Genomic DNA, 13,618 nt, shown 5'->3' on the forward strand with positions numbered 1-13,618 from the left:
GCCCGCGCGCAAGCCCCGAGGCGGTGGGTGGCGGGCACGGGCGCGGGACAATCGCGGCCGTTCCGACGGAGTGATTCCCTTGAGCCGCGACCTCTTCACCGACCGCGACACCGCACGCGCCCTCTTCGCCCACCTGCAGCAGCGCGCCCAGGCCGTGGGCGTGGCCCTGCCTCCGCCCCCGGAGGAGCCCACCACCTGCTGCGGCCGCGGCTGCAACGGCTGCGTCTGGGACGGCTTCTATGACGCCGCCGCCTACTGGTGGGAGGAAGCGAACTGGCGGCTGGAGGACGCGTAACGCGCCCCGTGGCGCGCGGGGCGCCGCAGGCGCCTCGTTTACCGTCCGCTACACCCGGAGCGCGGGCTTGCGCGGCGCCCTATATGCTGTCCGCCCCGACTTTCGTTGAGAACTCCACGATGCTGCGTTCCCTGCTTGGCGGCCTGGCCGCCTCCCTGATGGTCCTGGGCACGGCCCAGGCCGCCGCGCCCCAGGTCAAGACCCAGCCCGGCTACTACCGCCTGATGCTGGGCGAGTTCGAGGTCACGGCGCTGTCCGACGGCACCGTCAAGCTGCCGATGGACAAGATGCTGCATGCGCGCCCCGGCCAGGTGGAGCAGCAGTACGCGCGGGCCTTCGTGCCGCTGCCCGCGGAGGTGTCGGTCAACGCCTACCTGGTCAACACCGGCACGAAGCTGGTGCTCATCGATGCCGGCGCGGCGGGGCTGTTCGGCCCCACCCTGGGCAAGCTGATCGACAACCTGCGCGCCGCGGGCTACCAGCCCGAGCAGGTGGACGAGGTCTACCTGACGCACCTGCACTCCGACCATGCCGGCGGCCTGGTGCAGGGCGGCCAGCGCCTGTTCCCCAACGCCGTGGTGCGCGCCGAGCGCGCCGACGCGGACTTCTGGCTCAACCCCGCGAGCCTGGAGAAGGCGCCCGCGGAGGCCAAGGACGCCTTCCGCAATGCCATGGCGGTGCTCAAGCCCTACGCGGACGCGGGCAAGTTCCAGACCTTCGACAGCGGCGCCGAGCTCGTGCCCGGCATCCAGGCCGTGCCGCTGCACGGCCACACGCCCGGCCACAACGGCTTCCTGGTGCGCAGCCAGGGCCAGCGCCTGCTGGTGTGGGGCGACGTGATGCATGCCGCGCCGGTGCAGATGAAGGACCCGGGCGTGACCATCCAGTTCGACAGCGACACGCGCAGCGCCGCGGCGACGCGGCGCAAGGTGATGGCCGAGGTGGCGCGCGAGGGCACCTGGGTGGCCGGCGCGCACCTGTCCTTCCCCGGCCTGGGCCACCTGCGCGCCGTGGGCAAGGGCTATGAGTGGGTGCCGGCCCACTACAGCATTCCGGCCGCGGCGCCGGCTTCCGCCGCCGCGTCCAAGTAAGGCGGCTCGCACCGCCGCGCCCGTTCGCAACCGGGCAAGGCTTCAGGGCGGCGCCGGTATGCCGCCTGCCCTGATTCCGGCAGTCCGCGCGGCCCGCACCCGGGCCGTGCAGGTTTTTCCAAGACTGCCGGAACCATGCCGATGAGCGAACTGATCGATCTCCTGCAATGGCCCGCCATGGTGGCCACGCTGGTGGCCTCCTGGATGGTGGGCTCGCAGCGCAAGTACAAGCGCAACTGGGGCTTCTGGCTCTTCATCCTCAGCAACGTGCTGTGGTTCGTCTGGGGCTGGCAGAACCACGCCTGGGCCCTGATCACGCTGCAGGTGGGGCTGTTCGTGCTCAACCTGCGCGGAGCGCGCAAGAACGACCCGGAGAAGATCCCCGAGCAGGGCGAGGCGCGCCAGGGCGCGCGCGTCGGCCAGCCCGCTTCCTCGCCCTGAGGCGGCCGGCGTCCGCCGCCCCACGCCGGGCGGCAGGCGTCTGCGGCACGGGGCACCGCGCCCGGTGCAGCCTGGCTGGCGCTGACGCCAGGGCGCTTCCCGAACCCGCCGGCCGGCCGCCGCGGCGGCCCGACAAGGAGACCCGCGATGAAGTGCCTGCCCTCGCCTTTCCTGTCCCGGCGCACCTTCTTCCGCCATGCCTGCTGCGGCGCCTGCGGCGGCCTCGCCGCCTTCATGTTGCCGGCCCTGGCCGCCGAAGGCCGGCGTACCACGCTCAGCGCCAACGAGGCGCTGGCGCGGCTGAAACAGGGCAACGCCGACTTCCTGGCCGACCGCCAGGCGCCCGAGCCGCCGACGCGGCATCACGAGCGGCGCATGGAGATCGCGCGCAGCCAGACGCCTTTCGCGGTGCTGTTGGGCTGCTCCGACAGCCGCGTGCCGCCGGAGCTGTTGTTCGGCGCCGGGCTGGGCGAGCTGTTCATCGTGCGCAACGCCGGCAACACGGTGGACACCGTGGCGCTGGGCAGCATCGAGTACGGCGTGCAGGTGCTGGGCGCGCCGCTGGTGGTGGTGCTGGGCCACGAGCGCTGCGGCGCGGTGGACGCGGCCATGGCCGTGGTGCAGAAGAACGCCACCTTCCCCGGCAGCATCGGCCCGATGGTGGAGCCCATCATCCCGGCCGTGCTCAAGGCGCGCAGCGCCGCCGGCAACGAGAAGCTCAAGGATGACGAACTGCTCGACCTGTCGGTACGCGAGAACGTGCGCCGCACCGTGCTGCGGCTGCGCGAGTCGGAGCCCTCGCTGATCGAGCCGCAGCGCGCGGGCCGGCTGCGCGTGGTGGGCGCGCGCTACGACCTCGACGACGGCAAGGTGGACTTCTTCGTCGAGTAGCCGTCGCGGTGAGGGCATGGCAAGGCAGCCTGAGCGGGCCCCGGCCCGACCGGTGCGGCGCTGCCGCCCCGACCGGCGCGTGGCCCGGGCCATCGCGGCGCTGCTGGGCGTCGCGGCCCTGGCCGTGCTGCTGCACAGCCTGCTGTTCCTGGCCGTCGAGTTCGCGGCCTTCGAAACCCCGCCGCCCGGCACGCCGCGGCCCGAGGCGCTGGGCGTGCCCTCGCAGCGCTTCACCTTCGCCAGCGCCGACCGGGTGCTGCATGCCTCCTGGGTGCCGGCGGCCGACCCCCGCGCGCCGGCGCTGCTGGTCTTCCACGGCGACGAGGAGGAGATCTCGCGCTGGGCCGCGGTGCAGGCGCGGCTGCACGCCGCGGGCATCGCCTCGCTGGTGTTCGACTACAGCGGCTACGGTGCCAGCAGCGGCCGGCCGACGCTGGCGCGGCTGCGCCAGGACGGCGTGGCGGCCTGGGAACGCTTCGTCGCCCTGACGCCGCGGGCGCGCCGGCGCGTCGCGCTGGGCTTCTCGCTGGGCTCGGCGGTGCTGCTGGACGCGGCGCCGCGGCTGCAGCCGGCGCCGCAGGGCCTGGTCCTCGGCGCGCCCTTTGCCTCGGCGCGCGAGATGGCCGTCACCACCGGCCTGGTGCCGCACTGGCTGGCGCGGCTGCTGCCGGACCTGTGGAACAACGAGGAGCAGATCGCCCGGATCGGCCTGCCGCTGCTGATCGTGCATGGCCGCGACGACGAACTCATCCCGGTGCGCGATGCCCTGCGCCTGTGCCGCGCCGCGCGCGCACCGCGGCGCCTGGTGCTGGTGGACGACCTGCCGCACGACGCGCCGCTGGAGCCGGCGCGGTCGGCGGGGTTCTGGGCGCCGGTGGTGGCGTGGGTGCGGGGGGAGGAAGCCGCCACCGCCACCAGCGCGGCAGGCAGCGGGTGCGTGGGCTGAGCCCGCAGGGCAACGGGCCGCCTACCCGCACACCCCCACGTACCCGCAGGCCGTGCAGAAGTCGCAGCCGTCCTTGTGGATGACGGTGGCGTTGCCGCATTCCGGGCAGGGCTTGCCGGCCATGGGGCTGACGCTGGCGCCGGCGACGCGGCCGGGCGTGGGGCTCTCCAGGATGCCCATCTCGCGCATCGGGTAGCCCTGCTCGTCCAGCAGCCCGAGCATGGCGTAGCGGTGGATGATCAGCCGCGCGATGTAGGCCACCGTGCTGGGCCACACCTGCTGGCGCCGCTCGCCCGGCACCGGGGCCATGAAGTGGCCCAGCGGCTCGCCCACGTTGAGCAGCTTGCGCAGCTTCATGCCGATCCAGGCCGGGTCCAGCACCCTCATGTCCAGCGACAGCAGCCGCGCCAGCCCGTCCAGCGCGCGCGGGTAGTTGCCGGCGAAACCGACGGCGCAGGGCCGCGTCACCGAGCCGCCGTCCCCGTCCTTGGCCGCCAGCGTCACTTCCTTGAGCGTCAGGGTGAAGGTCTCGCCGGTGGCGGGGTTGTCCACGTCCACGGCCCAGGCCAGCGTGCCGGAGGTGCCGGTGCGCGGCTCCTCGCGGCTGAACATGGCGTCCAGCACGGGCGTCGGCCCGGCCTCGGCGGCCTCGCCCAGGGCGCCGAGCTGCTCGCAGCGCCAGCGCACCACGGCCGCGGTGGCGGCCACCACGCCGGGGAAGAGCCGGCGCTCGCCATGCGGCGGGAACGGCATCTCGAAGGCCCGCTCCTCGGCCACCGTCGCCAGCGCATCGAGTTTCAATTTCAGCCAGGCGGCGTCGTTGGCGCGCATGTCCATGGACAGGGTCTTGGCCAGCGCCGCCAAGCCGCGCGGCTGCTCCGCGCCGTTGACCCAGATCTCGAAGGGCAGCGTCTTGCCGAACAGGCCCAGCCCCGGTCCCTCGGCCGGCAGCTCGCCCACGAACAGCGCGAACTCGCCGTGGGGGTGCTTGATCATGTAGGTCCACGACGGGTTGCCCGCGCTCAGCTCCGGGCGCCCGGGCCAGCGCAGCGAGGCCAGCACCGGCGCGGGCAGCCGCTCCAGGCGCAGGCGCTGGTTCATGCCGGTGTCGCCCTGCAGCGGCTCGGGCTTGGCGCTGGTGGGCGTGCCCACGCTCAGCACCGCGCCCAGCACGTTGTTGGGCCGGTAGGTGGCCAAGCCCTTGAGGCCGGACTTCCAGGCCGTCAGGTACAGGCCCTGGAAGTCGGCATAGGGGTAGTCCTCGGGCACGTTGACGGTCTTGCTGATGGAGGTGTCGATGTACGGCGCCACGGCCGCCACCATTGCCGCATGGGCCTCGGCGCTCATCTCCAGCGCGGTGACGAAGCTGCGCGGCAGCGGCGCGTCGATGCCGTGCAGGTGGCGGTACAGGCGCCAGGCATGGTCCTCCACCGCGTACTCCTTGAAGCCGCCGTCGGCCATGCGCTTGCGCCGCGTGTAGCTCCAGCTGAAGGGCGGCTCGATGCCGTTGCTGGCGTTGTCGGCGAAGGCCAGGCTGATGGTGCCCGTGGGCGCGATGGACAGCAGGTGCGAGTTGCGCAGCCCGTGCGCGCGGATGCGCTCCTTGAGCGCCGCCGGCAGCCGCGAGGCGAAGCTGCCCTTGCGCAGGTAGAGGTCGGCGTTGAAGAGCGGGAAGGCGCCGCGCTCCCGGGCCAGCTCGACCGAGGCCGCATAGGCCGCGTCGCGCATGACCTCGCTGATGCGCCGCGCCATCTCGCGCGCGGGCTCCTCGTCGTAGCGCAGGTTGAGCATCGCCAGCGCGTCGCCCAGCCCCGTGAAGCCCAGGCCGACGCGGCGCTTGCTGGCCGCCTCCTGTGCCTGCTGCGGCAGCGGCCAGACGGTGACGTCGAGCACGTTGTCGAGCATGCGGGTGGCCGACGTTACGGTCTCAACAAAAGCCGCCTCGTCGAAGCGGGCCCGAGGCGAGAATGGATCGCTCACAAACACCGTCAGATTGACGCTGCCGAGGCAGCAACAACCATAACTTGGAAGTGGCTGTTCGCCGCAGGGGTTGGTCGCCGCGATCGTCTCGCAGTACCCCAGGTTGTTGTCCACGTTGATGCGGTCCAGGAACAGCACGCCCGGCTCGGCGTGGTCGTAGGTGCTGCGCATGATCTGGTCCCACAGCGCGCGCGCGGGCAGCTTGCGGTACACCCACAGCCCGTCGCCGCGCTGGTAGGCGCCGGCGGCCTTCAGGGCCTCGCCCGGCGCGGCGCGGTGCACCAGCTCGACCTCGGCGTCGTCCACCACGGACTGCATGAAGGCGTCGGTGACGCCCACCGAGATGTTGAAGTTCTTCAGGTCGCCCTCGTCCTTGGCATGGATGAAGCCTTCGATGTCCGGGTGGTCGCAGCGCAGCACGCCCATCTGCGCGCCGCGGCGGCTGCCGGCGCTCTCCACCGTCTCGCAGCTGCGGTCGAACACGCGCATGTAGCTCACGGGCCCCGAGGCGTTGCTGCGCGTGCTCGCCACCCAGGCGCCGGCGGGGCGGATGCGCGAGAAGTCGTAGCCCACGCCGCCGCCGCGGCGCATGGTCTCGGCCGCCTCGGTCAGCGCGGTGTAGATGCCGGGAAAGCCGTCCTCGGCCACGGCGATGGAGTCGCCCACCGGTTGAACGAAGCAGTTGATGAGCGTGGCGCTGAGGTCCGTGCCCGCGGCGGAGTTGATGCGCCCGGCGGGCACGAAACCGTGGCGCTGCGCCTCCAGGAAGCGCTGCTCCCAGTGAGCGCGCGCTTCGGGCGCCTCCACCGCGGCCAGCGCGCGCGCCACGCGCGCGCGCACTTCGTCCACGCTGCGTTCGCCGTCCTTGGCGTATTTCTCCAGCAGCACCTCCTGGCTGATGGGCTGCGCCGGCAGGTTGGCGACGGTGGGTTGGCCGAGGGTGGATTCGCTCATCGAAGAACTCCCAATCGGGCCCGCCGCGGCGCGGGCCGGGTACGAGGTGGCGGGGGCAGTATCACCGGCGGCCAGCCTCCAGAGAAACGGCAGTCCGCATGCCTGTTGCAGTGGCGCAAAGCGGCTTGCCATGAAGAAAAAAGGGCCGGCAATGCCGGCCCCGTAACGCCACCGCGGCCGGCCGGAGCCGGCGGGCGGTGCACGAAGGGTGGACACAAAAAACAAGCGGTTGCCTTACCCGCTCAGGTTCCTCCTTCAGGTCAACGGGATCACGAAAGTCCTCACGAAAAGACGGCTTGGCCGCGCGGCGCCAGTTGGGCATGCAGCGCGACCACGCCGCCGACGATCAGCAGCGCCGGCGGGCGCACCTCGTGCAGCCGTGCCAGCACCGGCAGCGTCTGCAGCGTGCCCACCACGCGGCGGCTGCCCGGCTGCGAGGCGCGCTCCACCAGCGCCGCGGGCGTGTCCGCGGCCAGGCCGTGCAGCATCAGTTGCGCGCACACCGTGGGCAGCGTGCCCACGCCCATGTAGATCACCACGGTCTGGCGCGGTCGCGCCAGCGCGGCCCAATCCATGTCCAGGATGTCGGTGTTGTCGGCGCGGCGGTGGCCGGTGGCCAGCACCACCGAGGCGGCATGGTCGCGGTGCGTCAGCGGCATGCCGGACTCGGCCGCGGCGGCCTGCGCCGCGCTGATGCCGGGCACCACCTCGAAGGGCACGCCCGCGGCGGCCAGCGCCTGCACCTCCTCGCCGCCGCGGCCGAAGATGTAGGGGTCGCCGCCCTTGAGCCGCACCAGCGCGCGCCCGCTGCGCGCCAGCCGCACCATCAGCGCGCAGATGTCCTCCTGCGGCAGCGTGTGGTGCGCGCTTTCCTTGCCCACGTAGATCAGGTCCGCGCCCGTCGGCACCAGGCGCAGCACCTCGCGCGACACCAGGTGGTCGTACAGCACCAGAGAGGCGCCGCGCAGCGCGCGCTCGGCGCGCACGGTCAGCAGGTCCGGGTCGCCGGGGCCGGCGCCCACCAGCGTGACGCGGGCCGCGCGCGGCGCCAGCGCAGCCGGCGCGGGGCTGAAGTGCAGCGGTTCGTCGAGGACGCTCATGGCGGGGCCGTTCGTGTCGTTTGCGTTGGTTGCCATGGTTCCGCGAGGCCGCGCCGGCGTCCTTGAACCAGTTCAAGGACGGCATGCGGGTGCGCGCGGAGCATCACTCCCGGCACAGCACGACGCTGCCTCTCACGGAGAACCCGCATGAAGTCCAACAAGCTCACCCCCCTGGCCGCCGCGGCCTTCATCGCGGCCGTGGCACTGCAGGCGCAGGCGCAGGACACCAAGCCCCACGTCTCGCCGCCCGAGGTCGGCTACCAGGCCGGCACCTCGCCGCTGGCCCATGAGCCCATGTACCAGAGCAACAATCCCAAGGCCCCGCCGATGACGCAGGCCGAGTTCGACAAGGCGCGCAAGATCTACTTCGAGCGCTGCGCGGGCTGCCACGGCGTGCTGCGCAAGGGCGCGACCGGCAAGCCGCTGACGCCCGACATCACGCTGGAAAAGGGCACCGACTACCTCAAGGTCTTCATCGCCTACGGCTCCGCCGCGGGCATGCCCAACTGGCTGACCTCGGGCGAGTTCGACGACAAGGAAGTCGATCTCATGGCCCGCTACATCCAGCAGGACCCGCCGCAGCCGCCGGAGTGGGGCCTGGCCGAGATGAAGGGCACCTGGAAGGTGCTGATCCCGCCCGAGAAGCGCCCGACGAAGAAGGAGAACCACTACAACATCGCCAACATCTTCTCCACCACGCTGCGCGACAGCGGCGAGGTGGCGCTCATCGACGGCGACACCAAGCAGATCATCAACATCGTCAAGACCGGCTACGCGGTGCACATCTCGCGCACCTCGGCCTCCGGGCGCTTCCTGTACGTGATCGGGCGCGACGGCAGGGTCAACATGATCGACCTGTGGATGCCCAAGCCCGACAACGTGGCCGAGATCCGCATCGGCCTGGAAGCGCGCTCGGTGGACACCAGCAAGTACAAGGGCAAGGACGGCGACTTCACCGACAAGCTCGCCATCGCCGGCGCCTACTGGCCGCCGCAGTACGTGATCATGAAGGGCGACACGCTGGAGCCGCTCAAGATCATGGGCACCCGCGGCATGACCGTGGACAAGCAGGAGTACCACCCCGAGCCGCGCGTGGCCTCGATCGTGGCCTCGCACTACAAGCCCGAGTTCATCGTCAACGTCAAGGAAACCGGCAAGACGCTGATGGTGGACTACTCCAACCTTGATGCCATCAAGGTGACCGAGGTGGCCAACGCCCGCTTCCTGCACGACGGCGGCTGGGATTCGAGCAAGCGCTACTTCATGGTGGCGGCCAACCAGTCCAACAAGGTCGGCGTGATCGACGCCAAGGAGGACAAGCTCGCCGCGCTGGTGGACGTGGGCAAGATCCCGCACCCGGGCCGCGGCGCCAACTTCACGCACCCGAAGTTCGGCCCGGTGTGGGCCACGGGCCACCTGGGCGACGAGACCATCTCCCTGATCGGCACCGACCCCGAGAAGCACAAGGGCCAGGCCTTCAAGGTGGTGCAGACGCTCAAGGGCCAGGGCGGCGGCAACCTGTTCCTCAAGAGCCACCCGAAGTCGCAGCACCTGTACGTGGACACGCCGCTCAACCCCGACCCGAAGCTGTCGCAGTCGGTGGCGGTGTACGACATCAGGAACCTCGACAAGGGCTTCACCGTGCTGCCCATCGCCGAGTGGGCGGGCCTGAAGGACGGCGGCGCGATGCGCGTGGTGCAGCCCGAGTTCAACAAGGCCGGCGACGAGGTCTGGTTCTCGGTGTGGTCGGCCAAGGACAAGCAAAGCGCCCTGGTCGTGGTGGACGACAAGACCCTCAAGCTCAAGGCCGTGATCAAGGACCCGCGCCTGGTCACGCCCACGGGCCACTTCAACATCCACAACACCCAGCACGACGTGTACTGAGCGTCGCTGTTGAGCCTGCAACGGGCTGATGCCTGGCCCTCCCCTCGCCCGCTTGCGGGAGAGGGGCAGGGGTGAGGGCCGCAGCCCCGCCAAGGACACACCACCATGAGATCCCTGCTGATCGCCACCGCCGCCGCAACCGCGGCGCTGCTGAGCGCCCCCGCCTTCGCCGATGCCGACGCGGCGCTGAACAAGGCCGGCTGCATGGCCTGCCATGCCAAGGACAAGAAGCTCGTCGGCCCGGCCTTCAAGGACATCGCCGTCAAGTACAAGGGCCAGGACGCCGTGGCCCAGCTCACGGCCAAGGTGCGCAAGGGCGGCGCGGGCAGCTTCGGCCCGATCCCCATGCCGCCGCACGACGCCGCCAAGATTGGCGACGCCGACCTGCAGGCCGTGGTCGAGCAGATCCTCAAGTCCTGAGAACGGGCCGACGACCATGAAGCCGCTGCTGTCCGCCCTGGCGCTGGCGCTCGCCTGCGCCGGCGCGCCGGCCCAGGAGGCCGCGCCGCAGCCCGGGGCCGCGCGCCAGGCGCAGCTGCTGCGGTTGCTGCGCCAGGACTGCGGCTCCTGCCACGGCATGCGGCTCACCGGCGGGCTCGGCCCCGCCCTCACGCGCCAGGCGCTGGCGCAGATACCGCCGGACAGCCTGGCCGCCACCATCTTTCACGGCCGGCCGGGCACGCCCATGCCCGGCTGGAGCAGCTTCATGAGCGCCGAGGAGGCGCAATGGCTCGCCCAGCGCCTGCGCGCGGGCGTGCCGGAGGAATCGCGATGATCAACCGCCGCCAGTGGCTGCAGTCCGCCGCCGGCAGCGCCGCGCTGGCCGGCCTGGCCGGCTGCGCCACGCCGTCCCTGCTCTCCCCCGCCACGCCCTCCACCGGCACCGGCGACCTCGGCGTGGTGGTCGAGCGCGCCGATGGCAAGCTCGCCATCGTCAACACCAGCCGGCCGCGCGTGCTGGCCGAGGTCGCCGGCCTGGGCGACCTCTCGCACGCCTCGGTGGTGTTCTCGCGTGACGGCGCCAGCGCCTTCGTCTTCGGCCGCGATGGCGCCCTGAGCCGCGTGGACCTGCTGCAGCAAAGGATCACCGGCCGCGTGCTGCAGGCCGGCAACTCCATCGGCGGCGCCATCTCGCAGGACGGCCGCCTCGTCGCCGCGCAGAACTACCAGCCCGGCGGCATCAAGGTGTTCGACGCGCACACGCTGGCGCTGGTGGCCGACATCCCGGCCGCCGATGCCGATGGCAAGCCTTCGCGCGTGGTGGGCCTGGCCGACCTGCCGGGCCACCGCTTCATCTACTCGCTGTTCGATGCGGGCGAAATCTGGATCGCGGACCTCGCCGATCCCAAGTCGCCCCAGCTCACGAAATTCCGCGACGTGGGCAAACAACCCTACGACGCGCTGGTTACCCCCGACGGCCGCCACTACATCGCCGGCCTGTTCGGCGAGGACGGGCTGGCGCTGATCGACCTGTGGGAGGCGCAGCCGCGTGCGCGCCGCATCCTGGCCGGCTACGGCCGCGGCGAGGCGCCGCTGCCGGTGTTCAAGATGCCGCACCTGCGCGGCTGGGCCGTGGCCGGGCGCCGCGCCTACCTGCCCGCCATCGGGCGCCACGAGGTGCTGGTGGTGGACACCGAGAGCTGGACCGAGGTCGGCCGCATCCCCGTGGCCGGGCAGCCGGTGTTCGTGATGGCGCGCCCCGACGGGCGCCAGGTGTGGGTGAACTTCGCCGTGCCCGACTACCACCGCGTGCAGGTCATCGACACGCCCACGCAGCGCGTGGTGCGCACGCTGGAGCCCGGCGCCGCGGTGCTGCACCTGGAGTTCACGCCGCGCGGCGAGGCGGTGTGGATCAGCTCGCGCGACGCCAATCGCGTCTCGGTGGTCGCCACCGACAGCTTCGAAACGCTGGCGCAGCTGCCGCTGGCCTCGCCCAGCGGCATCTTCTTCACCAGCCGCGCCGGGAGGGTGGGACTGTGAGCACCGCCCTGCGCCTGCTCAACGACTGGCAGCACGGCTTTCCGCTGCTGCCGCGTCCCTTCGAGGCCCTGGGCGCCGAGGTGGGCTGCGACGGCGCCGAGGTGCTGCGCCAATACCGCGCGCTGCGGGCCGAGGGCTCGCTCAGCCGCATCGGCGGCGTGTTTGCCGCGGGCGCGGGCGGCGCCGCGGCGCTGTGCGCCTACGCGGTGCCGCCGCAGCAGCTCGAGGCCGTGGCCGCCCTCGTGTCGGCGCACGCCGGCGTCAACCACAACTACGAGCGCGAGCACCGCTTCAACCTGTGGTTCGTGATGACGGGCAGCAGCCGCGCCGCGGTGGAGGCCGCCGTCGCCGGGCTGGATGTCGCCACCGGGCTGACGGCGCTGCGCCTGCCCATGCTGCGCGCCTACCGCATCGACCTCGGTTTCGACTTGCTGGGCGCCACGCGGCGCGGCGCGGGCCCGGCCCGGGCCACCACCGGCGCCGCGGTGGAAGCCATCGACCGCCCGCTGGCCGCGCTGGCCGGCGAGGGGCTGCCGCTGGCCGATGAGCCCTACGCCGCCTGGGCCGCGCAACTGGGCCGCGGCACCGGCGCGGTGCTCGGCACGCTGCGGGGCTGGCTGGCGCGCGGCACCCTGCGGCGCTTCGGCGTGGTGGTGCGCCACCACGAGCTGGGCTTCGACCAGAACGCGATGTGCGTGTTCGACGTGCCCGATGCGCAGGTCGATGCCGCCGGCGCGCTGCTGGCGCGGCAGGACGGCGTGACGCTGTGCTACCGCCGCGCCCGCGCCCCGGGCTGGCCCTTCAACCTCTACGCCATGGTGCATGGGCGCGAGCGCGCGCAGGTGCTGGCGCAGGTCGAGGCCGCCGCGGCGGCTGCCGGCCTGCTGTCCGGGCCGCGCGCCGTGCTCTTCAGCCGCCGCCGCTTCACCCAGCGCGGCGCGCGCTACTTCGGCACGCCGCAGGAGCTTCAACATGCCTGATCAAGCCTCACTCCCGGCCGCCACCCGCTGCGCGGGCAACGACGGCCGCGCCCCGGACGCGCCGCAGCCACCGCTGAGCCTGGCCGACGCACTGCTGATCGAGGAACTGCACGGCGGCTTCCCGCTGTCGGAGCGCCCCTTTGCCGAGGTGGGACAGCGCCTGGGCATGGGCGAGGCGCAGGTGATCCAGCGGCTGCACCGGCTGCTCGCGCGCGGGCTGCTCACGCGCTTCGGGCCGCTGTTCCAGATCGAGCGCGCCGGCGGCCTGTTCGTGCTGGCCGCCATGGAGGTGCCCGAGGAGCGCTTCGACGCCGTGGCCGCGCTGCTGCAGGCCATGCCCGAGGTGGCGCACAACTACCGGCGCGAGCACCGGCTCAACATGTGGTTCGTGGTCGCGGGCGAGACGCCGGCGCTGGCGCAGGCGGCGCTGTCGCGCATCGGCCAGGCCACCGGGCTGCAGGTGCTGGCCTTCCCCAAGGAGCGCGAGTACCACGTCGAGCTGCGGCTGCCGCTGCGCGCCGCCGCCGGCGGCGAGGACGCGCCCTGCCCCAAGCAGCCGCTGCCCGTGCCGCAGGGCGACAGCCAGCCGCTCACCGACTTCGAGCGCGCGCTGGTGGCCGCCACGCAGAGCGGCCTGCCGCTGGTCGAGCGTCCCTACGAGGCCGTGGGCGCGGTGGTCGGGGCCGACGCGCTCGATGTGCGCCGCACGCTGGCCGACATGCTCGCGCGCGGCCTGATCCGCCGCATCGGCGCCGTGCCGCACCACGTGCGGCTGGGCTTCACCGCCAACGGCATGAGCGTGTGGGACGTGGACGACGCGCAGGTCGATGCGCTGGGCGAGGCCGTGGGCCGGCTGCCCGGCGTGAGCCACTGCTACCGCCGCCCGCGCCACGCGCCGGGCTGGCCCTACAACCTGTTCGCGATGCTGCACGGCCGCTCGCGCGAGGCGGTGCTGGCGCAGGCGCGCGGCATCGCCGAGCTGCTGGGGCCGGCCTGCCGCGGGCACGACATCCTGTTCAGCAGCGCGGTGCTCAAGAAGACCGGGCTGCGCCTTCACCCCACCACCGGGGACTGAG

Annotated in this window: 13 protein-coding genes and 1 pseudogene; 12 read left to right on the forward strand and 2 right to left on the reverse strand. The window is 72.5% G+C overall.

Features of this window, described 5'->3' with window-relative positions; genetic code table 11:
* Positions 1-79: 79 nt before the first annotated feature.
* The 5 genes from HHL10_RS09570 (at position 80) to HHL10_RS09590 (ending at position 3,664) form a co-directional block, all read left to right on the forward strand.
* Positions 80-295 (forward strand): oxidoreductase-like domain-containing protein, encoded by a 216-nt coding sequence (locus HHL10_RS09570; protein ID WP_205832969.1) that lies wholly within the window; start codon positions 80-82, stop codon positions 293-295.
* A 119-nt stretch (positions 296-414) separates the two neighbouring features.
* On the forward strand, positions 415-1,386 hold the full coding sequence (locus tag HHL10_RS09575) for an MBL fold metallo-hydrolase (RefSeq protein WP_169160130.1): 972 nt from the start codon (positions 415-417) through the stop codon (positions 1,384-1,386).
* Positions 1,387-1,527: 141 nt separating this feature from the next.
* Positions 1,528-1,827: a hypothetical protein gene (locus HHL10_RS09580; RefSeq protein ID WP_169160131.1), complete on the forward strand. Its 300-nt coding sequence runs from the start codon at positions 1,528-1,530 to the stop codon at positions 1,825-1,827.
* Between the two features lie 147 nt (positions 1,828-1,974).
* Positions 1,975-2,718: a carbonic anhydrase gene (locus HHL10_RS09585; RefSeq protein WP_169160132.1), complete on the forward strand. Its 744-nt coding sequence runs from the start codon at positions 1,975-1,977 to the stop codon at positions 2,716-2,718.
* A 16-nt stretch (positions 2,719-2,734) separates the two neighbouring features.
* Entirely contained in the window at positions 2,735-3,664 is a 930-nt protein-coding gene (locus tag HHL10_RS09590; RefSeq protein WP_169160133.1) for an alpha/beta hydrolase, read from the forward strand.
* Between the two features lie 21 nt (positions 3,665-3,685).
* On the opposite strand, the gene HHL10_RS09595 is transcribed toward HHL10_RS09590, so the two are convergent.
* Positions 3,686-6,598, reverse strand: coding sequence for an adenosylcobalamin-dependent ribonucleoside-diphosphate reductase (locus tag HHL10_RS09595; RefSeq protein ID WP_169160134.1), 2,913 nt, complete (start codon positions 6,596-6,598; stop codon positions 3,686-3,688).
* Between the two features lie 281 nt (positions 6,599-6,879).
* Positions 6,880-7,698, reverse strand: coding sequence for a uroporphyrinogen-III C-methyltransferase (gene cobA / locus HHL10_RS09600; RefSeq protein ID WP_169160135.1), 819 nt, complete (start codon positions 7,696-7,698; stop codon positions 6,880-6,882).
* 147 nt (positions 7,699-7,845) lie between these two features.
* On the opposite strand from cobA, the gene HHL10_RS09605 reads away from it, so the two are divergent.
* The 7 genes and pseudogenes from HHL10_RS09605 (at position 7,846) to ahbB (HHL10_RS30170) (ending at position 13,617) form a co-directional block, all read left to right on the forward strand.
* Positions 7,846-9,582: a nitrite reductase gene (locus tag HHL10_RS09605; protein WP_169160136.1), complete on the forward strand. Its 1,737-nt coding sequence runs from the start codon at positions 7,846-7,848 to the stop codon at positions 9,580-9,582.
* Positions 9,583-9,687: 105 nt separating this feature from the next.
* Positions 9,688-10,002, forward strand: coding sequence for a c-type cytochrome (locus HHL10_RS09610; protein WP_169160137.1), 315 nt, complete (start codon positions 9,688-9,690; stop codon positions 10,000-10,002).
* 16 nt (positions 10,003-10,018) lie between these two features.
* Positions 10,019-10,357 carry a c-type cytochrome gene (locus HHL10_RS09615; RefSeq protein ID WP_169160138.1) on the forward strand — a complete coding sequence of 113 codons (339 nt, stop codon included), beginning with the start codon at positions 10,019-10,021 and terminating at the stop codon, positions 10,355-10,357.
* The gene (locus HHL10_RS09620; RefSeq protein ID WP_169160139.1) at positions 10,354-11,562 is read left to right on the forward strand and encodes a cytochrome D1 domain-containing protein; all 1,209 of its coding nucleotides are present in this window, start codon (positions 10,354-10,356) and stop codon (positions 11,560-11,562) included. The genes HHL10_RS09615 and HHL10_RS09620 overlap by 4 nt, the downstream gene beginning before the upstream one ends.
* A complete protein-coding gene (gene ahbB, locus HHL10_RS09625; RefSeq protein WP_169160140.1) occupies positions 11,559-12,542 on the forward strand; it encodes a siroheme decarboxylase subunit beta in 984 nt (327 codons plus the stop codon). Before HHL10_RS09620 ends, ahbB (HHL10_RS09625) begins: the two co-directional genes overlap by 4 nt.
* Positions 12,535-12,972: pseudogene (locus HHL10_RS31330) on the forward strand (Lrp/AsnC family transcriptional regulator); the annotation flags it as partial. The gene ahbB (HHL10_RS09625) and the pseudogene HHL10_RS31330, both read left to right, overlap by 8 nt.
* Before the next feature lie 135 nt (positions 12,973-13,107).
* Entirely contained in the window at positions 13,108-13,617 is a 510-nt protein-coding gene (ahbB, locus tag HHL10_RS30170; RefSeq protein ID WP_310734571.1) for a siroheme decarboxylase subunit beta, read from the forward strand.
* Position 13,618: the final 1 nt, after the last annotated feature.

The organism is Azohydromonas caseinilytica (genome assembly GCF_012927045.1).
In the GTDB taxonomy this organism is placed as follows: domain Bacteria; phylum Pseudomonadota; class Gammaproteobacteria; order Burkholderiales; family Burkholderiaceae_C; genus Azohydromonas; species Azohydromonas caseinilytica.

Bases quoted from the DNA above. Each gene is read 5' to 3' on its own strand.
- HHL10_RS09575 (WP_169160130.1), top strand. From the start codon at position 415: ATGCTGCGTTCCCTGCTTGGCGGCCTGGCCGCCTCCCTGATGGTCCTG.
- HHL10_RS09580 (WP_169160131.1), top strand. From the start codon at position 1,528: ATGAGCGAACTGATCGATCTCCTGCAATGGCCCGCCATGGTGGCCACG.
- HHL10_RS09585 (WP_169160132.1), top strand. From the start codon at position 1,975: ATGAAGTGCCTGCCCTCGCCTTTCCTGTCCCGGCGCACCTTCTTCCGC.
- HHL10_RS09590 (WP_169160133.1), top strand. From the start codon at position 2,735: ATGGCAAGGCAGCCTGAGCGGGCCCCGGCCCGACCGGTGCGGCGCTGC.
- HHL10_RS09595 (WP_169160134.1), bottom strand. From the start codon at position 6,598: ATGAGCGAATCCACCCTCGGCCAACCCACCGTCGCCAACCTGCCGGCG.
- cobA (WP_169160135.1), bottom strand. From the start codon at position 7,698: ATGAGCGTCCTCGACGAACCGCTGCACTTCAGCCCCGCGCCGGCTGCG.
- HHL10_RS09605 (WP_169160136.1), top strand. From the start codon at position 7,846: ATGAAGTCCAACAAGCTCACCCCCCTGGCCGCCGCGGCCTTCATCGCG.
- HHL10_RS09610 (WP_169160137.1), top strand. From the start codon at position 9,688: ATGAGATCCCTGCTGATCGCCACCGCCGCCGCAACCGCGGCGCTGCTG.
- HHL10_RS09615 (WP_169160138.1), top strand. From the start codon at position 10,019: ATGAAGCCGCTGCTGTCCGCCCTGGCGCTGGCGCTCGCCTGCGCCGGC.
- HHL10_RS09620 (WP_169160139.1), top strand. From the start codon at position 10,354: ATGATCAACCGCCGCCAGTGGCTGCAGTCCGCCGCCGGCAGCGCCGCG.